Raw genomic sequence first — 18,088 nt, 5'->3', positions numbered from 1 at the left:
CACGTGATCGCGTGCCGGGCGGCGCCACTGGCCGACGATGGCAGCGCTAGACGGTGGCAGCGCTCACCGGTGAGCAGCGCCCGACGGACCAATCTCGACCGGACACCCGCAAAGGAGACCCATCCGTGTCCGCGACACCCCTGTTGGAGTTGCGCGGGATCGACAAGAGCTTCGGTCCCGTCCAGGTCCTGCGCAACGTCGACTTCGCCGTGCATCCCGGCGAGGTCACGGCCCTCGTCGGCGACAACGGCGCCGGCAAGTCCACCCTCGTCAAGTGCATCAGCGGCATCTACCCCACCGACGGCGGCGAGTTCTTCTTCGAAGGCCAACCCGTGAGCGTCAGCAACCCGCGCGACGCCTCCGCGCTCGGCATCGAGGTCGTCTACCAGGATCTCGCGCTCTGCGACAACCTCGACATCGTGCAGAACATGTTCCTCGGTCGGGAGAAGCGCAACGGCATCGTCCTCGATGAGGCGACCATGGAGCAGATGGCCGGGGAGACCCTCGACGGCCTCTCGGTCCGCACCGTGAAATCGCTGCGCCAGCACGTCTCCAGCCTCTCCGGCGGCCAGCGGCAGACCGTGGCGATCGCCAAGGCGGTGCTCTGGAACAGCAAGGTCGTCATCCTCGACGAGCCGACCGCCGCGCTCGGCGTCGCCCAGACCGCCCAGGTGCTCGAACTGGTCCGACGGCTGGCCGACAGGGGTCTCGCCGTCGTGCTCATCTCGCACAACATGAACGACGTCTTCGCCGTCTCCGACCGCATCGCCGCGCTCTACCTCGGCCGGATGGTCGCCCAGGTGAAGACCACTGACATCAACCACTCGCAGATCGTCGAGCTGATCACGGCCGGCCGCAGCGGCGACCTCGGCCTGCCGGCCGAGAACGGCGCGGAGAACAGCGCCGAGCAGTCAATCACCGTCACTCCTGGAGCCGACCGATGAGCGTCACCACCACTCCCCCGGTGGGCAACGAGCGAGTGCCCGTGGCCACCCGCACCGTCGGCGAACACGTCCGCGACTACGTCGCCCGCCTCCGCGGCGGCGATCTCGGCGCGCTGCCGGCCGTCCTCGGCCTCGTGGTGCTCTGCACGGTCTTCTCGATCGTGCGACCCGCCTTCTTCTCCGCCGGCAACTTCGCCAACCTCTTCACCCAGGGCGCGGCGGTCACGCTGATCGCGATGGGCCTGGTCTTCGTCCTTCTCCTCGGCGAGATCGACCTCTCCGCCGGCTTCGCCAGCGGGGTCTGCGCCGCGGTGCTCGCGGTCCTCGTCACGCTGCACGGTTATCCCTGGTACGTCGCGCTGCTCGCGGCGATCGCCACTGGCACCGTGATCGGCTTCGTGCTCGGCTTCCTGGTCGCGAAGATCGGCATCCCCTCCTTCGTCGTGACGCTCGCCGCGTTCCTCGCCTTCCAGGGCGTCGTGCTGCTGCTGATCGAGGGCGGCAAGAACATCTCCGTCCGCGACGACGCGCTGGTGGCGATCGCGAACCGCAACCTGCCGCCCACGCTGGGCTGGCTCCTCGCTGCGATCGGGGTCGGCGGCTACGCCGCCGTGCAGTTGCTGCGCCACCGCAAGCGGTCGGCCCGCGGCCTGATCACCGACCCCATCGGAATCGTGTTCGCCCGGATCGGCGCGCTGGCGGTGATCGTCGGCGTAGCGGTCTACATCCTCAACGTGGAGCGAAGCATCAACACGCTGATCTCGTCGCTCAAGGGCGTGCCGATCGTCGTACCGATCATCGTGGTCCTGCTGGTGGTCTGGACGTTCGTGCTGCAGCGCACCGCGTACGGCCGGCACGTCTACGCGGTCGGCGGCAACAAGGAGGCCGCGCGCCGCGCCGGCATCAACGTCGACCGGATCCGCATCTCGGTCTTCGTCATCTGCTCCTCGATGGCGGCCGTCGGCGGCATCGTGGCGGCGAGCCGGAGCAACTCGGTCGACGCCAACACCGGCGGCAGCAACGTCCTGCTCTACGCGGTCGGCGCGGCGGTCATCGGCGGCACCAGTCTCTTCGGTGGCAAGGGCCGGATCCTGGACGCCATTCTGGGTGGCGCGGTCGTCGCGGTGATCGACAACGGCATGGCCCTGATGAACGCCAGCTCGGGCGTGAAGTTCACCGTCACCGGCTTGGTGCTGCTGCTCGCCGCCGGTGTCGACGCGCTGTCGCGGCGCAGAGCCGCCGCGACGGGTAACCGGTAATCAGCGCCGTCCATAGTGGAGAGAACGGTCGGATGCGGGCAGGGCCGAGCCAGGAGGAGATCCGCCGCCAGAACCTCGGCGCGCTCCTCCGCTACGTGCACGTCCACGGTGCGACGTCACGGACCGAGCTGACCACCGCGCTCGGCCTCAACCGCAGCACCATCGGCGCGCTCACCGCCGACCTCGCCGCCGCCGGTCTGGTCACCGAGGGGGCGCCCCGGGAGACCGGCCGGGCCGGACGACCATCGCTGGTCGTCCGGCCCGAGTCGGAGCGGGTCTATGCGTACGCGCTGAGCATCGAGGTCGACCGGCTGCGCGCCGGACGGGTCGGCCTGGGCGGCAAGTTGCTCGACCAGCGGGAGATGCGCCGTCCGCACGCGGTCTCCATCGCCGAGACCGCGCCCCTGCTGGCGGCCGTCGTCAAGGAGATGCAGGAGTCGGTGCCGGACGGCTCCGTCTACGTCGGCGGCGGGGTCGCGGTCTGCGGGATGGTGCGCCGCGAGGACGGCATGGTCCGGCTCAGCCCGAACAGCGGGTGGCTGGACGAACCGCTCGGCGAGGTGCTGCGGGGACAGCTCGGCGGCGATCGGCCGCTCGCGGTCGGCAACGTCGCGGACCTGTCCGCGCTCGCCGAGCACACCCGCGGGGTCGCCGTCGGCTGCGACAACCTGATCTACGTTTACGGCGATGTGGGCATCGGCGCGGGCATCATCGCCGGCGGCCGACCGGTGACCGGGCACGGCGGCTACGGCGGCGAGGTCGGGCACATGGTCGTGCACCCGAACGGGCGGCCCTGCGGCTGCGGGTCGCGGGGCTGCTGGGAGACCGAGATCGGCGAACACGCGCTGCTCCGGGCGGCCGGCCGGGAGCGGCTGCTGGGTCCGGACGCGGTGCTCGCCGTCGTCGACGCGGCCGGGCGGGGCGACGCCAGCGCGCAGACCGCGGTACGGCAGGTCGGCGAGTGGCTCGGCTTCGGCGTCGCCAATCTGGTCAACATCTTCAACCCGGAGATGGTCATCTTCGGCGGCACGCTGCGCCACGTCTATCTCGCGTCGGCGGCGCAGTTGCGCAGCCGGCTCAACGCGATGGCGCTCGCCGCCTGCCGCGAGCACGTGCGGCTGCGTACGCCGAAGCTGGGCAACGACGCCGCGCTGCTCGGCGCGGCCGAGCTCGCGTTCGAGCAGCTTCTCTCCGATCCGCTCGACGCCGCCCCCTGACCGCGCGCCTGATCATCTTCGCGATCGCCGCGTTCATCGTGCTCGGTGTCTTCATGGCCGCCACCCGGAGCTGACGCCCGCTCCCCCTTACCGTGCGGGAACAGCAGGAGGTGCCGCCTCCTCGCCGTGCCAGGAGCGCCACAGCGCGGCGTACGAGCCGTCCGCCGCGACGAGTTCGGCATGCGAGCCGAGCTCCGCGATCCGCCCGTCCTCTACCACCGCCACCCGGTCCGCGTCGTGCGCCGAGAAGAGCCGGTGGGCGATGGCGATGACGGTCCGCCCCCGCAGCACCGCCGCGAGCGACCGCTCCAGGTGCCGCGCCGCCCGCGGATCGATCAACGAGGTCGCCTCGTCGAGGACCAGGGTGTGCGGGTCGGCCAGGACCAGCCGCGCCAACGCGAGCTGCTGCGCCTGCGCCGACGACAGCGCGTGTCCGCCGGAGCCGACCACCGTCGCGAGCCCCGCCGGCAGTTCCTCCGCCCAGTCGAGCGCGTCCACGGCGGCCAGCGCCGCGCGTACGTCGTCCTCGGAGGCGCCGGGGCGGACCATCGCCACGTTGTCGCGGAGCGTGCCGATGAAGACGTGGTGTTCCTGGGTGACCAGCGCGACGTGTGAGCGCAGCTCGTCGAGGGAGAGCTCAGCCAGAGGGGAGCCGCCCACCGTGACCGTCCCCGAGCGCGGGGCGTGGATGCCGGCGAGGATGCGACCGAGCGTGGACTTGCCGGCGCCGGAGGGTCCGACCATCGCCAGCCGCTCCCCCGGCTCCACGGTCAACGTCACCCCGTGCAGAACCTCGCGCCCCGGCACGTACGAGAACCGCACGTCGCGGGCGATGAGCCGCCCCCCTTCGGGACGCGCCGGCGAAGCGCCCCGGTCGTCGGGGAGCCCGGCGACGCCGAGCAGCCTGGCCAGCGACGCGCCCCCCACCTGCAACTCGTCGAGCCAGGTGAGGAGCCGGTCCAGTGGGTCGATCAGCTGCTGGACGTAGAGCGTGGCCGCGGTGACCTGACCGAGGGTCACCCAGCCCTCGATGTAGAACCAGCCGCCGACGACCAGCGTGGCGACGACGGGCAGCACGTAACCGATCTCGACGACCGGAAACCAGACGGTCCGCAGGAAGAGCGTGTACCGCTCCGCCGCGTACGACCGCCGGATGTTCTCGTCGGTGCGGGCCCGACGCCGCTCCTGCTGGCCCAGCGCCTCCGTCGTGCGCGACCCCTCCACGGTCTCGCTGATCCCGTCGGTGATGTCCGAGTAGCTGGCGTTCTCCCGCAGGTAGCTGTCGGGGGCGCGGCGCAGGTACCACCGGGTGCCGGCCCAGATCAGCGGCACCGCCACCAGACAGGGCAGCGCCAGCAGCGGCCCCACCAGCACGAGGGCGCCGATGACGAAGAACCCGGTGACGATCGCGATCAGCGTCTCCGGCACCGCGAAGCGCACCGCTTTCGACAACGCCGAGACGTCCCGGGAGGTGCGGGTCAGCAGATCGCCGATGCCCGCCCGCTCCACGGTGGAGAGAGGGATGGCGAGAATCCGGTCGACGAACTCCTCGCGGAGCTCGGCGAGGACCTGCTCGCCGAGGCGCGCCGAGGCGAGGTGCGCGAAGCGCACCAGCACCGCCTGCACGACCACGAACCCGGCGATCGCCAGGGCGATCCGGTCGACCGTCACAGTCGTCGTGCCGTGCGAGATCGCCTCCACCAGGTCACCGAGGAGCCGGGGGGCGGCCAGTCCGGCGATCGCGGCGAGCGCGTGCAGGGTCAGCGCCGCGGCGAGCGCGCGCGGGTGGCGGCGCGTCAGGGCGCGGGCGTAGCGGCGGACCTGCGCCGCGTCCGCGACCGGCAGAGCGCCGCTCATGACGGCACCTCCTCTCGGGTGACCACGGCGGTGTAGCGCGGCTCGCTCGCGAGCAGCGCCCGATGCGTACCCTCCGCGACGACCTTGCCGTCCTCCACGAAGACCACGTGATCGGCGGGGTCGAGCAGGAGCGGGCTCGTCGTGCAGACCACGGTCGTCCGGCCGTGGCGCGCCGCGCCCAGCGTCCGCGCGATCCGGGCCTCGGTGTGCGCGTCGACCGCGCTGGTGGGCTCGACGAGCACCAGGATCTCCGGATCCGCCAGCAGCGCCCGCGCCAGCCGCAACCGCTGCTGCTGGCCACCGGAGAACTCCCGGCCGCGCTCGGCGATGACCGTGTCGAGTCCATCGGGAAGCGCGTCGACGATGTCCGTGGCGCTGGCCGCGACGAGCGCCGCCCGGATCGCCTCCTCGTGACCCCGGCCGCGCGGGTCGAGCTCCGCGCGGAGCGGGCCGGAAAAGAGGTGCGCGTCGTTGTCGGCCACCAGGATCCGCTCCCGCACCGTCGCCAGCGTCAGCTTCTCCAGCGGTACGCCGTGCAGCGTCACCTCGGCGTCGACGTAACGGCCGAGCCGGTCCGCGATGGCGACCGCGTCCTGCGGCGCCGCGGCCGCGATCGCGGTCATCCGGGCCGGGGGCACGACCAGTCCCGACTCGACGTCGACGAGTTCGCCGGGAGTCGCGGGGAGCCGGGTGGGCTCGGCCGGATCGGTGAGCTCCGGCTGCATGGCGAGCATCGCGACCACCCGGCACGCGGCGACGTGACCCCGGGTGAACTTGTCGATGGCCTCGGTGAGCGTCCGCAGCGGCGAGACGAGGAAAGCGGCGTAGCCGTAGAACGAGACGAGCTGTCCGGCGGTGATCTCACCGCGCACCGCGAACCGGGCGCCGAGCCAGGTCACCAGCACGACGAAGACGCCGGGGAGGAGGACCTGCGCCGCGTCGAGCACGGATTCGACCCGCGCCACCCGTACGCCGCTGGCCCGCAGCTCCTGCGACTCCGCGCGGTAGCGCGCCGAGAAGACCGGCTCCCCACCCACACCGCGCAGCACCCGCAGCCCCGCCACGATGTCGCCCGCCCGTGTCGTCAGCGTCCCCTGCTGGTCCCGGTAGGACTGCTGCCGCCGGTGCAACGGCCGGATGAGCCCGCCGACGATCGCCATGAGCAGGGGCACCCCGAGCACCACGACGAGACCGAGCGGGACCGACGTGCTCAGCAGGATGACCGCGACGGTGACGACGGCGACGAGCGCTCCGCTGCCGCGGGCCGTGATGTCCAGCGCCCCGCCGATGTGGCTGATGTCGGCGGTGCCGATGCTGACCATCTCGCCCGCGGCCAGCCGCTTGGGCAACGTGGCGCCGAGCCGGTTGGCCTGGTCGATCGTCACCTGGATCGTCCGGTAGGCCGCGGCGAGCCAGTTGTAGACCGCCAGCCGGTGCCGCAGCACGCCGGCGGTCGCCTGCAGCAGGCCGAGACCGAGCAGGACACCACCCCAGGTCATCAGTCCGGTCCGGTCCTGGGCACGGATCCCGGCGTCGATGGCCTTGCCGACCGCGGCCGGCATGAGCGCCTGGCTGACCATCCAGAGGACACCGAGCAGCACGGCGGTGCTCAACGACGGCCACGCACGCGCCGCCAGCCACAGCAGCAGGCGGGTGGCTGAGCGGTGATCGGGAACGCCGGGATCGGCTACCGGTAGGGAGCGCATGGCAGCACTGAAACTATGTGGTCAGCGTGGGGCCACGCCACCGATTTCCCGTGGCTGTGCCGGGTCGGTCAGCGGTCGACCTGGGTGAAGTCCCAGACGTGCGGCGAGCGGGCGACCAGTCGCGCCGGCGGCTCGGGCAGCGACACCGGGCTGCTGCGCCACTTCGAGACGACCACGACCCGGTTGTCGGTGGACGAGAAGACCTCGCTCGAGATGTGCAACGGGCTGTGCTCGAGCTCCGGCAGCGCCGTGTCGCAGATCCAGGAGATGAGGTCCGTGAAGCCGTACGGCTCCGCGCGCACCTCCCACATCCGCACGATCACGTCGCGGGACATTACACGCTCACGATCGTCAACGGCATGGCGGAGTCGGCGGGCAGATCCAGCCGGCTGGGCGCGACTCCGGAGGCGACCAGATGGGAGCCGAGCGCGGCCACCATCGCCCCGTTGTCGGTGCAGAGCTTCGGCCGCGGCACCCGCACCCGGATGCCGTACTTCTCGCCCCGCTGCTCCGCGAGAGCCCGCAGTCGCGAGTTGGCGGCGACCCCGCCCCCGATGACCAGCGTGCTGATCCCCTGCGCCCGGCACGCGTCGATCGCCTTCGCGGTGAGCACGTCGCAGACCGCCTCCTGGAAGGACGCGGCCACATCGGCGACGGGCAGCGTCTCGCCGGCCCGTTGCCGCGCCTCGACCCAGCGGGCGACCGCGGTCTTCAGCCCGGAGAACGAGAAATCGAAACGGTGCGCGGCGAGGTCCTTCGGGGCGGTCAGCCCGCGTGGGAACGCGATCGCCGCCGCGTCCCCCTCGCGCGCCGCCCGGTCGATCGGCGGCCCGCCGGGGAACGGCAGCCCGAGCAGGCGGGCGACCTTGTCGAAGGCCTCACCGGCGGCGTCGTCGATCGTCGCGCCGAGCGGGGTGACGCCGTGCGCGAGATCGTCCACGAGCAGCAGGGAGGAGTGTCCGCCGGAGACCAGCAGGGCGATCGCCGGCTCGGGCAGCGCCCCGTGCTCGAGCGTGTCCACCGCCACGTGCGCGGCGAGATGGTTCACCCCGTAGATCGGCTTCTCCGCGGCGAGCGCGTACCCCTTCGCCGCGGCTACCCCGACCAGCAGCGCCCCTGCCAGCCCGGGACCGGAGGTCACCGCGATCGCGTCGATATCGGCGAGAGTGACCCCGGCGTCGTCGAGCGCGCGCCGCATCGTCGGGACGATCGCCTCCAGATGGGCACGGCTGGCCACCTCCGGCACCACGCCGCCGAAGCGCGCATGTTCATCCACACTGGACGCGAGCGCGTCGGCGAGCAGCGTGTGTCCGCGCACGATCCCGACGCCGGTCTCGTCACAGGAGGTCTCGATCCCGAGGACCAGGGGTTCATCAGTCATGAGGAGTGGCTTCCGTGTCGCGCTGCATCACCAGGGCGTCGGTGTTGCTGGGTTGGTAGTAGCCGCGGCGTACACCCACCGGCTCGAAGCCGTACGCGGCGTAGAGCTTCTGCGCGGGCGCGTTGTCCACCGCCACCTCCAGCAGCGTCGAGCGGACGTTGCGGCGGGCCGCCTCGGCGAGCAACGCCTCCAGCAGGGCGCGGCCGACCCCGCCACGCTGCGCGTCCCGGCGCACCGCGATGTTCTGCACCCACGCCTCGGCCGGTGGCTGGACGGCCAGCCCGGCGTACCCGGCCACCGTCCCGGCCCCGTCGAGCGCGACGAGGTAGAAGTGGCCGGCCGCCAACTCGTTCCAGAACATGCCGGCCGACCACTTTTCGGCGCCGAACAGGTCGGCCTCGATGGGGAGCACCTCGTCGATGTGCCACCACCGGAAGCGGGTCGGCGTCACCGCAGCACCGGTTTGCGGGTCGTCGGCTCGACCGCGTCGGGTCGGCGCAGGTAGAGCGGGGTGAGCGGCTCACCGGGAGCGCCGCGCAGGACGCGCTCGGCGGCCAGTGTGACGAGCTCTTCGGCCGGCGGGAAGCGCGGCTCCGACCGCACCGGCAGGCCGAGCACGTCGGCGTACCGCTCCGCGCCCTCCCCCACCGCGGCGCCGACCGCCAGCGCGGCGGCGCGCGCCGCCACCACGGCGGGGGCGTCGACCGCGGGCTCGGTCACCCGCTGACCGGCCGCGTACACCGCCCAGTAGACCTCGCGCCGCCGGGCGTCCGTGGCCACCAGCACCGGCCCGCCCGGGGCGCCGTCCCGGGCGGCCGTCACGTCGAGGTCGCGGGTCGCCGCCAGCCCGAGCGCGTCGAGCGAGCAGACGCCGTACGTCGGCACGCCCAGCACCTGCCCCATGCTGGCCGCGGTGACCAGGCCGACCCGCAGCCCGGTGAAGGGGCCGGGTCCCAGCCCCGCGACGATGGCGGCGAGATCGGTCGGCCGTGCCCCGGCCTCCGCGAGGACCTCCCCGACGGCGGGAGCGAGCAGCTCACCGTGGGCCCGCGCATCGACCGACCGCCGCTGCGCGCGCAGGGCGACACCCGCGGCCGTGACCTCCGCGAGCGCTGCCGTCACGGCCGGAGTCGAGGAATCCACCACCAGTACGAGCACGCTATGCACCCTAACCGGGCAGCAGATGACGCTGACTCCCGGCACGGCCCCGGTGGCCGCCCTCGCACCCTTTACCACGCCCCTCGCCGCGCTTGAAGGGATGGAGCCGGTTGCGCTTGATGCGCTTGACGACTCGTGATGCGTCAGACGCATTGGAACCGACAGGCATGAGGCGGCCCGGGCTGGACGCGCGATCCGGGACAGGCGGACAGCACGCCATTCGATCGTCCTTCGTCCCGAACCGGACACTGGACAGCCGGCTGCTCGGGTCCGACCATCGACCGATGACCACAACCCGCCTGTCGACCCTCCTCGGCGACGCGCTACGCCGGCAGCGGGAGCTACACAGCCTCACGCAGCGGGAGCTGGCGGACCGGGCGGAAGTCTCCCAGACCACGGTGGCCCGGGTGGAGCGCGGCGTGCAGACGCCCAACATGGCCACGCTGGAGCGGCTCTTCGCGGCCGTGGACGCGCAGCTGACCGTCGGCCTCGAGCCGCTCGACGCGCACGTCGATGCCGCCATCGTCGAGCTCACCGCCCGCCCGGTGGCCGAACGGATCGCCGCCGCCGGGGTCGACAAGGCGATGGACGGTCTCGGCGACATCCCGTTCGTATTCGACGGGCCGACGGCCGCACTGCTGCAGGGCGCTCCGGTGCCGGTCCCGGCGGTGGACATCGCGCTCGCGTGGCGCGACGCGGACGCCTTCACCGAGTGGCTCACCCGGAAATATGCGCACCGCTGGCACGAGAAGTGGCAGGAGTTCGGTTACCTGGCGCTCGATCCGCGGGAACCCGGCGCCCACCGGTGGCAGACGATGGTCGGCGAGATCCGGGCGCGGATGCTCGACGAGTTGCCCGAGGCCATCGAAATCCGGCACGGGGAACGGCGCTACCGGGTGGTGCCGCTGGCGGAGGTGGAGATTACCGACGCCCGGGCGGCCGGCCTGCTGCGCCGTTACCGCCGGCAGCGGGCAGAGTCGCCGCTCGGGGCGCGGCGCGTGGGATCAGCGGGCTGACAGGTCCCAGTCGATGGTGGGCTGGCCGGCGTCGGCGAGCGCCTTGTTGGCGGCGCTGAACGGCCGGCTGCCGAGGAATCCGCGCGGGTTGAGCGGACTCGGGTGCCCCGCCTCCAGCACGACGTGCGCGGGGTTGGTGATCAGGTCGCGCTTCTTGCGCGCGTAGCCGCCCCAGAGCAGGAAGACGACACGGGTGTCGCGGGCGTTCAGCGATTTGATCGTGGCGTCGGTGAACGCCTCCCAGCCCTTACCCGCGTGCGAATTGGGCGTCCCTTCCCGGACCGTCAGCACCGCGTTGAGCAGCAGCACCCCCTGGTCGGCCCAGCCGGTGAGGTTGCCGCTGCCCGGCACCGGCAGTTCGAGGTCCTCGGCCAGCTCCTTGAACACGTTGCGCAGCGACGGCGGCACCCGTACCCCGTCGCGGACGCTGAAGCTGAGCCCGTGGGCCTGACCGGCGCGGTGGTAGGGATCCTGCCCGAGGATCAGCACCCGACAGTCCCGCGGGGCGCAGAGCCGGTAGGCCGAGAAGAGATCCTCGACCGGCGGATAGACGGTGTGCGCGGCGTATTCCGCGGCGACGAACCGACCCAGCTCGGCGGTGCGCCCGGCGTCCAGGTGCGGCGCGAGGGTCTCGGTCCAGGCCGGCGGCAGCAGCGCGGGGAGATCGAGGGTCGGAACGTCCTGCGGCATGGGGGGCCTTTCCGGGTCGTGATCGCTCGCCGCACTCTAGGGCGCGGGTACGACAGACCGACCCACCCGGCGCGCGGCTCACGACGGTGCCGCGCCTACCGTAGCGCCGTCAACCGTTCCGCCCAGTCGCCGCCGCCGGGCACCAGCTCCACCAGCCGTGAATCGTCGTCGCGCCGGTCGATGTGCACCTGCAGGTGGGCATCGGCGAGCTGCTCCACCATCCCCTCGCCCCATTCGACGACGGTGACGGCGTCATCCATCGACGCGTCCAGGTCGAGGTCGTCGATCTCGGCCCGCGGGTCGGCCGCGGCGCCGAGCCGGTAGGCGTCGGCGTGCACGAGCGCGAGCCGGCCGCCGCGGGCCGGATCGGGCTTGTGCACGCGGGCGATCACGAAGGTGGGTGAGGTGATGTCGCCCTGCACCGCCAGCCCGGCGCCGATCCCCTGCACCAGCGCCGTCTTACCGGCGCCCAGCGGACCCGTCAGCACCACGAGGTCCCCGGCACGCAGCAGCCGGCCGAGCCGTCTGCCGAACGCGTGGGTGTCCTCGATCGCGGGCAGTCGCAGCGTTGTGCTCATTGCCCGATCTTCTCAACGAACTCGACGAGGGCGGCGTTGACCCCCGCGGCGTGTTCGAGCATCACCACGTGCCCGCTGTCCGGCACCTTCACGAACTCGGCGTCCGGCAGCCGCCGCAGGATCTCCTCGGAGTGCGTCACCGGCGTGATCATGTCCTTCTCGCCGACGATCACCAGGGTCGGCGTGTCCCGGAGCGCCACCAGCGCCGGGTAGCGCGCGTGGGTGAAGAGCGTCCGCAGATAGCGGGCGACCGTCTCGACGGACGTACGCGAGTTCATCTCCTCCACGTACGAGACCAGCGCCGGGCTGGGGCGCGGGTTGCCGAACCCGTATCGGCGGGTGAGCAGCCAGGCCAGGTCCGAGGAGGCCTGACGGGCGCGGTCGATCATCGGACCGGTTAACCGGGTGGCATTGTTGACGAGCGGGAGAAGCGGTCCCCCGACTCGACCGATCAGCGCGGGAATCCCGAACCTGGCCTGCTCGACCAGCCCGCCAGAGGTGGCCATCAGGACGGTACCGACCACCCGTTCCCCGAACAGCTCCGGATACAGCTCGGCGAAGGCCATGATGGTCATGCCCCCCATCGAGTGGCCGACCAGGATCAGCGGGCCCTCCGGCGTCGTCTCGTCGATCACCGCCCGCAGTGTCTCACCGAGCGAGGGCAGCTCGTATTCGCCGGTCTCCAGCTTGCCGGAGCGACCGTGCCCGGGCTGGTCGTAGAAGACCATCCGGTAGTCGCCGAGGCGGGCCAGCTCCTTGCGCTGGAAATGGAAGGTCCCCATGTCCAGGCAGAAGCCGTGCACGAAGACGATCGTCGGTTCCGGCCGGGGTGCACCGATCACGCCGTCGGCGAAGCCCGTGTCCAGCTCGACCCCGTCGGCCGGCTCGACGACCTCCACGTAGATGTCGGTGCCGTCGGCGGTCGTCACCACGCACGTCTCGTCGTACGGCAGCTCGCCGAACTGCTCGTCCGCGTGCGGGTCGCCGACGCCGCGCTTGGAGCGGCGGACGATCGCCCGCTCCGCGGCGACGCCGGCGGCGAGCCCCGCCGCGGCGAGACCGACCACGGCGCCGAAGATGCCGGCCTTGCGCGCGGTGCCCGGCCGCAGGCCCCGCGGCTTCCCCTTCGACCGCCCGGCCGCCTGCGTCATGCGCCGATCCCGTCGTAGACGCGCGGCACCCGTGGGCTGCCGAAGCGGGTCACCACCTCGTAATTGATCGTGTCGAGCGCGACGGCCCAGTCGTCAGCGGTGGGCTCGCCGTGCTGGCCGCTGCCGAAGAGGGTTGCCACATCGCCGGGGGCGACCGGGTCGTCACCGCAGTCCACCACCACCTGATCCATGCAGACCCGCCCGGCGATCCGGCGCACCCGCCCGGCCAACTGGATGGGACCGACGTTGGAGGCGTGCCGCGGGATGCCGTCGGCGTAGCCGAGCGGCACCACGGCGAGAGTCGTCTCCCGCTCCGTGATGTACGTGTGGCCGTACGACACCCCCGCACCGGCCGGGACCCGCTTGGTGAGCATCACCCGCGCGCGGGCGGTCATGGCGGCACGCAGCCCGTAGTGCTCCCCCGCCACCGGGGACAGGCCATAGACGGCGAGTCCGGGCCGGACCAGGTCGAAGTGCGCGTCGGGGCGGGTCAGGGTGGCGGCGGAGTTGGCGATGTGCCGGTACTGCGGGCGGATCCCGTACCGCCCGGCCAGTTCCAGCGCCTCGTGGAAGACCGAGAGCTGCCGGTCGATCGTCGGGTGGCCGGGGGCGTCCGCGTAGACGAAGTGGCTCCACACGCCGACGACCTCGACGGTGCCGTCGCTCTGCGCCTTGGCGGCGGCCTCGACCAGCGCCGGCCAGTCCTGCGGCGTCGCGCCACCCCGCGAAAGCCCCGTGTCGATCTTGAGATGCACCCGCACCGGTCGCCCGGCGCGCTGCGCGGCGGCCGTCATCTCGCCCAACTGGCCGACGCTCCCCGCCCCGAGGTCGACATCGGCGGCGACCCCGTCGTGCAGCGGGAGGCCGGGGGCGAGCAGCCAGGCCATCACCGGGACGGTGAGACCCGCCCGGCGCAGCGTGAGCGCCTCATCGAGCGTGCACACGCCCAGCCAGTCGGCACCCGCGTCCACCGCGGCCCGCGCGGAGGGGACCATGCCGTGGCCGTAGCCGTCGCCCTTCACCACCGCCATCAACTCTGCGGTCGTGCCGGCGCGCAACCGCGCCACGTTGTCGCGGATCGCGTCAAGATCAACACGTACCTCAGCCTGCCACATGGGGCCAGCCTACTGATTGATATCTGGCGCCGGCCGGGACAACATGCCGCTCACGCCGGTACGACCTCGCTCAGCGCGTCGGCGACGTCGGACGCGGTCACCGGCCCGCGCCGGCTCGCCACGCGTCCGGCGAGCCCGTGCAGGTACGCGGCCGCCACCGCCGCGCGCTCGGGGGACAGTCCCGCCGCGAGCAACGATCCGAGCAGCCCGGCGAGCACGTCGCCGGTGCCGCCGGTGGCGAGCGCCGGCGTGCCGGTCGGATTGGCGAAGGCCCGTCCGTCCGGCGTCGCGACGACGGTGCGGTCGCCCTTCAGCAGCACCGTCGCCTTCGTCCAGGCGGCCAGCTTGAGCGCGGCGCCCACCCGATCCCCGCCGGGCGGCTCACCGGCGAGCCGGGCGAACTCGCGATCGTGCGGTGTGATCACGATCGGGGCGTCCCGGTCACGGAGTTGGCCGGCCATCGAACCGTCGACGAGCATGGTCAACGCGTCGGCGTCGAGGATCGCCGGCACCGGCGCGGCGAGCACCGAACGCAGCTCGGCGGCGGCGAACTCGTCACCGCCGAGCCCTGACCCGCAGACCCAGGCCTGCACCCGGCCGGCGTGCGCGACCCGGTCCGTGGCGATCACCGACGGGTGGCGCTGCAGCACCTGCGCGGCCGCGCCGCCGGCGTAGCGCACCAGCCCGGTGGGGCCGGCGAGCGCACCCCCCACGGACAGCACCGCGGCTCCCGGATAGGTCGCCGAGCCGGTCGAGATCCCCACCACGCCCCGCGTGTACTTCTCCGACGACGCGTCCAGCGGCGGCCACCACGCGGCGATGTCGTCCCACTCCGGGACGTGCAGGGCCGGGGTCCCGCGCAGCCACGGCCCGAGACCGATGTCGGCCACGTCGACGTGGCCGGCGAGCGCGGCGGCCGGCCCCACCACGAGAGCCGGCTTGAGAGAGCCGAGGGTGACCGTCACGTCGGCGGTCACCGCGGTGGGCAGCACCGCGTTTCCGTTGGTCGGCTCCGCCGGCCGCGGCACGTCGCCGGTGTCCACCTCGACGCCGCTCGGCACGTCGACCGCGACCACCACCGGCCGCCGTCCCGACCGGCCCCGCAGCCCGCCGAGCCGGGCCACGACGGTGGCCGCCGGCTCGCGGAGCCCGCCCGCCGCGCCGATCCCGACGATCCCGTCGAGGACCAGGTCCACGTCGGCGGGGAGCTCGTCGACGAGACGCCCCCCGGCCGCCCGCAGCGTCGCCAACGCGTCCGCGTCCACCCGCTCGGGCGCGAGGAGCACCGCGGCGACGGCGGCGCCGCGACCGGCGAGCCGCGCCCCCGCGTAGAGCGCGTCGCCGCCGTTGTTGCCCGCCCCGACCAGGAGCAGGACGCCGGCCCCGTAGACCCCGCCCGCCTCCGCGAGGAGCAGTGCGCAGCGACGGGCCAGGCCGGCGGCGGCGCGCTGCATCAGCGTGCCCGGCGGCAGGGTGGCCATCAGCGCCTCTTCGGCCGCCCGCACGTCAGCGACCCGCCACACCGCCCTCACGACGCCACCCCGCCCCGCTCGCCCCGAACGCTCATCGCTCCGCCACGACCATGGCGGAGGCGATGCCGCCATCGTGGGAGAGGGAGAGGTGCCAGCGGTTGACGCCGCGCTCGGTCGCGACGGCCGCCACCGTGCCCGAGACGGTCAGCCACGGCCGCCCGTCCGGATCGGCGACGACCTCGCAGTCGTGCCAGTGCAGGCCGCCCGGAGCGCCGAGCGCCTTCGCCACCGCCTCCTTCGCCGCGAACCGCGCGGCGAGCGACTCCGGCGAACGGGGATTGCCCGATCCGGTATAGCGCTCGGCCTCGGTGAAGAGCCGGTCGGCCAACAGCGGGGTGCGGGCCAACGCGCGGGTGAACCGGTCGACCAGAACGACATCGATGCCGACTGCCACGATCACCGGCCCAGCCTAGCGGTCGGCGGGAGCGCGCAGGTTAGCCCGCCGCGTACCCTCGGGCAACGCCTGTGGACAACCTGGGGATACGGGGCCCGCCAGGTTATCCACAGGGCTGGTTGGACCCAACCCGCGCTCCCTAATGTCGGCGCATCGACGGACCGGGGAGGTTCCCATGCTCGATGATCTGATCCGGGTGGATCCCGACGCGGTGCGGGCCGGCGCCGTTCAGCTCGACAGCACCGGCGACCAGCTCAGCCACGGCTTCAGCACGCTGGCCCTGCCGCCGGCCTCCCCGCCCGGGTGGAACACCCACGCCGCCCTGGCGGATCTGGCCGCCGCGGTGCGGGCGCACCTCGGGGAGGTCGGCGGACAGGCCACGGACGCAGCGAGCCGGCTGCGCGCGGCGGCGGGCGAATACGAGGCCGCCGACGAACGGGCGGCCCGGCGGACGGCGGCCCTGCGGTGACCGGACCGCTGGCGACCGGGGACCGACGGTGATCACCTACGAGCAGCTCTGGGCGGCCGACCCGGATTCGTGGCGGACGACGGGCGCGGCATGGCGGGACGCGGACGCGGTGGTGGGTCGCCGATCCGCGGAGATCACGGCGACGGCGGCGGCACTGCGGACGCAGTGGTCGGGCACGGCCGGGCGGACCGCCGACGCGCGCCTGGCGGGCATCCGGGACCAGCTCGACGCGGGCCGGCCGGCGTACGTGGCGGTCGATCAGGTGCTCGCGGAGTTCGCCGCCGCGATCGTGCGGGCCAAGGCGATGCTGCAGGGCGCGGTCGACGCGGCGGATCTGGTGCGGGTGCTCGTCGACCGGCGCGGCGAGGTCACCGTCGATCCGGCGCTGACCCCGCCGAACGGGCCCACCCTTGCCGCCGCGCACCGGATCGCGTGCGAGATCCGCGCCGCCCTCGATCTGGCGACGTCGGCGGACCGCGAGGCTGCGGACCGGCTCGGCGCGCTGTCGACCGCCGCCGCGGCGGACTGGGTGGCGCGACCCCCCGCGTGCCACCCTCCGGCGGGCGCGGATCCGGTGGCCGTCCGGCGCTGGTGGGACGGGCTCAGCCCGGCGGAGCAGCGCTGGTTGATCCGGCACGAACCGGCGCTGATCGGGCCGTTGGACGGGGTGCCGGTCCGCGACCGTGACCAGGCCAACCGGCTGGTGCTCGACGAGCAACGGGCCACGTTGCTGGGTCGCCGCGCCGACCTGCTCGCCCGGCGGCCGGTGCGTTACGGCGAGCTCGACCACGTGGACGGGCTGTTGGCCGGGGTGGACGCGATCACCGCCCGGTTGACCTCCGCCACCGTGCCCCGCGCCTACCTGCTCCGGTTGGGCAGCGGGGGTGACGGGCGGGCGATCGTGGCGTTGGGCAACCCGGATCAGGCCGAGAACGTGCTGACGTACGTGCCGGGCATGACGGCCGACCTGGCGAGCGTGGACGGCGAGCTGGGTCGTGCCTCCCGGATGGCGGCGCGCTGCGCAGAGCTCGGCCCGGCCGAGCGGACGGCGACGGTGCTGTGGCTGGACTACGACGCGCCGGACTTCGTCGACGAGGCGATGCACGCCTCCCACGCCCACGACGCCGGCCCGGCGCTCCACCGTTTCCACGAAGGGCTCCGCGCCAGCCACGACGGTCCGCCGGCGCACCAGACGGTGCTCGGACACAGCTACGGTTCGCTCGTGGTCGGGGCAACCGCGCGGGACCACGGGTTGGCCGCGGACAGCCTGGTGTTCGTGGGATCGCCCGGCGTCGGCGTCGACCGCGCCGCCGACCTGCGCATGCCGCCCGGTCAGGTCTGGTCCAGCACCGCGGGCAACGACGTGATCCAGTACGCGACGGCACCTCCGGCCGCGGTGCTCAAGCAGGCCGCGCTCGCGGTCACCGCGCCGTTGATCGGCCCGCTGCTGGCAATCGCCGCGCCCGACGAGGAGCTCTGGTTCGGGCGCAACCCGGTCGATCCCGATTTCGGCGCCCGCGTGTTCGACGGCGCCCCGCGCGGTCACACGGGCTACTGGGACGCCGGCAACCCGGCCCTCGACGGGATGGCCCGCGTCGCGCTCGGACCCCCGGCGTGAGGA

The 18,088-nt window shown here is 73.2% G+C and carries 18 protein-coding genes; 6 read left to right on the top strand and 12 right to left on the bottom strand.

From position 1 onward, the window contains the following. The first annotated feature begins 125 nt into the window (after positions 1 to 125). The 3 genes from AB0J06_RS15335 to AB0J06_RS15325 are packed head-to-tail and all read left to right on the top strand — an operon-like array spanning position 126 to position 3,420. Positions 126 to 944 (top strand): ATP-binding cassette domain-containing protein, encoded by an 819-nt coding sequence (locus AB0J06_RS15335; RefSeq protein ID WP_357428769.1) that lies wholly within the window; start codon positions 126 to 128, stop codon positions 942 to 944. Beyond that, positions 941 to 2,203: an ABC transporter permease gene (locus AB0J06_RS15330; protein ID WP_357428767.1), complete on the top strand. Its 1,263-nt coding sequence runs from the start codon at positions 941 to 943 to the stop codon at positions 2,201 to 2,203. The genes AB0J06_RS15335 and AB0J06_RS15330 overlap by 4 nt, the downstream gene beginning before the upstream one ends. A gap of 32 nt (positions 2,204 to 2,235) precedes the next feature. Continuing rightward, on the top strand, positions 2,236 to 3,420 hold the full coding sequence (locus tag AB0J06_RS15325) for an ROK family transcriptional regulator (protein WP_357428765.1): 1,185 nt from the start codon (positions 2,236 to 2,238) through the stop codon (positions 3,418 to 3,420). A gap of 87 nt (positions 3,421 to 3,507) precedes the next feature. On the opposite strand, the gene AB0J06_RS15320 is transcribed toward AB0J06_RS15325, so the two are convergent. The 6 genes from AB0J06_RS15320 to tsaB all read right to left on the bottom strand — a co-directional run bounded on the left by AB0J06_RS15320 (position 3,508) and on the right by tsaB (position 9,522). Next, on the bottom strand, positions 3,508 to 5,277 hold the full coding sequence (locus AB0J06_RS15320) for an ABC transporter ATP-binding protein (RefSeq protein ID WP_357428763.1): 1,770 nt from the start codon (positions 5,275 to 5,277) through the stop codon (positions 3,508 to 3,510). Beyond that, on the bottom strand, positions 5,274 to 6,983 hold the full coding sequence (locus tag AB0J06_RS15315; RefSeq protein WP_357428761.1) for an ABC transporter ATP-binding protein: 1,710 nt from the start codon (positions 6,981 to 6,983) through the stop codon (positions 5,274 to 5,276). The genes AB0J06_RS15320 and AB0J06_RS15315 overlap by 4 nt, the downstream gene beginning before the upstream one ends. A 68-nt stretch (positions 6,984 to 7,051) precedes the next feature. Continuing rightward, entirely contained in the window at positions 7,052 to 7,306 is a 255-nt protein-coding gene (locus AB0J06_RS15310; RefSeq protein WP_357428880.1) for a hypothetical protein, read from the bottom strand. A gap of 11 nt (positions 7,307 to 7,317) precedes the next feature. Next, the gene (tsaD, locus tag AB0J06_RS15305) at positions 7,318 to 8,364 is read right to left on the bottom strand and encodes a tRNA (adenosine(37)-N6)-threonylcarbamoyltransferase complex transferase subunit TsaD (protein ID WP_357428759.1); all 1,047 of its coding nucleotides are present in this window, start codon (positions 8,362 to 8,364) and stop codon (positions 7,318 to 7,320) included. Continuing rightward, positions 8,357 to 8,815, bottom strand: a complete 459-nt coding sequence (gene rimI / locus AB0J06_RS15300) for a ribosomal protein S18-alanine N-acetyltransferase (protein ID WP_357428757.1) — start codon at positions 8,813 to 8,815, stop codon at positions 8,357 to 8,359. Before rimI ends, tsaD begins: the two co-directional genes overlap by 8 nt. Then, positions 8,812 to 9,522 (bottom strand): tRNA (adenosine(37)-N6)-threonylcarbamoyltransferase complex dimerization subunit type 1 TsaB, encoded by a 711-nt coding sequence (tsaB, locus tag AB0J06_RS15295; protein WP_357428755.1) that lies wholly within the window; start codon positions 9,520 to 9,522, stop codon positions 8,812 to 8,814. The genes rimI and tsaB overlap by 4 nt, the downstream gene beginning before the upstream one ends. Positions 9,523 to 9,806: 284 nt before the next feature. Between tsaB and AB0J06_RS15290 the strand changes: the two genes are divergently transcribed. After that, entirely contained in the window at positions 9,807 to 10,538 is a 732-nt protein-coding gene (locus AB0J06_RS15290) for a helix-turn-helix transcriptional regulator (RefSeq protein WP_357428753.1), read from the top strand. Here the strand turns inward: AB0J06_RS15290 and ung are convergent. From ung to AB0J06_RS15260, 6 genes are all read right to left on the bottom strand, one after another. Beyond that, positions 10,527 to 11,228 carry a uracil-DNA glycosylase gene (gene ung, locus AB0J06_RS15285; RefSeq protein WP_357428751.1) on the bottom strand — a complete coding sequence of 234 codons (702 nt, stop codon included), beginning with the start codon at positions 11,226 to 11,228 and terminating at the stop codon, positions 10,527 to 10,529. The genes AB0J06_RS15290 and ung overlap by 12 nt on opposite strands. 95 nt (positions 11,229 to 11,323) lie before the next feature. After that, complete coding sequence (gene tsaE, locus AB0J06_RS15280) at positions 11,324 to 11,806, bottom strand: tRNA (adenosine(37)-N6)-threonylcarbamoyltransferase complex ATPase subunit type 1 TsaE (protein WP_357428749.1); 483 nt, start codon at positions 11,804 to 11,806, stop codon at positions 11,324 to 11,326. Further along, a complete protein-coding gene (locus AB0J06_RS15275; RefSeq protein ID WP_357428747.1) occupies positions 11,803 to 12,957 on the bottom strand; it encodes an alpha/beta hydrolase in 1,155 nt (384 codons plus the stop codon). Before AB0J06_RS15275 ends, tsaE begins: the two co-directional genes overlap by 4 nt. Next, positions 12,954 to 14,072: an alanine racemase gene (gene alr, locus AB0J06_RS15270; protein WP_357428745.1), complete on the bottom strand. Its 1,119-nt coding sequence runs from the start codon at positions 14,070 to 14,072 to the stop codon at positions 12,954 to 12,956. The genes AB0J06_RS15275 and alr overlap by 4 nt, the downstream gene beginning before the upstream one ends. A gap of 50 nt (positions 14,073 to 14,122) precedes the next feature. After that, complete coding sequence (locus AB0J06_RS15265) at positions 14,123 to 15,604, bottom strand: NAD(P)H-hydrate dehydratase (protein ID WP_357428743.1); 1,482 nt, start codon at positions 15,602 to 15,604, stop codon at positions 14,123 to 14,125. Between the two features lie 31 nt (positions 15,605 to 15,635). Then, positions 15,636 to 16,004, bottom strand: coding sequence for a holo-ACP synthase (locus tag AB0J06_RS15260; RefSeq protein WP_357428741.1), 369 nt, complete (start codon positions 16,002 to 16,004; stop codon positions 15,636 to 15,638). A 169-nt stretch (positions 16,005 to 16,173) separates the two neighbouring features. Here AB0J06_RS15260 and AB0J06_RS15255 point away from each other — a divergent pair, with 169 nt between their 5' ends. Together AB0J06_RS15255 and AB0J06_RS15250 are read left to right on the top strand one after the other, a co-directional pair. Continuing rightward, on the top strand, positions 16,174 to 16,467 hold the full coding sequence (locus AB0J06_RS15255) for a type VII secretion target (RefSeq protein ID WP_357428739.1): 294 nt from the start codon (positions 16,174 to 16,176) through the stop codon (positions 16,465 to 16,467). Positions 16,468 to 16,495: 28 nt separating this feature from the next. Further along, on the top strand, positions 16,496 to 18,085 hold the full coding sequence (locus AB0J06_RS15250; RefSeq protein ID WP_357428737.1) for an alpha/beta hydrolase: 1,590 nt from the start codon (positions 16,496 to 16,498) through the stop codon (positions 18,083 to 18,085). Positions 18,086 to 18,088: the final 3 nt, after the last annotated feature.

The organism is Micromonospora sp. NPDC049679, from assembly GCF_040659735.1.
In the GTDB taxonomy this organism is placed as follows: Bacteria; Actinomycetota; Actinomycetes; order Mycobacteriales; family Micromonosporaceae; genus Micromonospora_I.
The sequence above is the reverse complement of the archived record's forward strand: the minus strand, read 5'-3'. Positions and strand labels throughout refer to the sequence as shown.